A 261-nucleotide genomic window follows, 5' to 3' on the forward strand; every position below is an offset into this window, starting at 1 on the left:
GGCCGCTACGCCACGGGCGGCAATTTCGTCGCGCCGCCGATGTCGCATGGCAAGGAAAACCGCACGCTCAATTACGTGATCGACCTGGCCGACATGCCGATCGAGGGCCTGACGAAGGTCTACATCGACGGTGAGGCGGTCAACTTCAACGGCGCGGTGAGCCCAAACGGCTGGGGCCCGACCGCCGATGGACGCTTCGCCGGCCGGGCCTGGCTGAAATTCCACGACGGCAGCCAGACGGCGGCCGATCCCGAGCTGCTC

At 67.0% G+C, this 261-nt stretch carries 1 protein-coding gene; it reads left to right on the plus strand.

What is annotated here, in order from left to right; translation table 11 throughout:
• Nucleotides 1-261 (plus strand): hypothetical protein (locus tag IEW01_RS17645; RefSeq protein ID WP_194419554.1); only part of this gene is annotated, 261 nt, incomplete at both ends.

The organism is Sinisalibacter lacisalsi, assembly GCF_014640115.1.
In the GTDB taxonomy this organism is placed as follows: Bacteria; Pseudomonadota; Alphaproteobacteria; order Rhodobacterales; family Rhodobacteraceae; genus Sinisalibacter; species Sinisalibacter lacisalsi.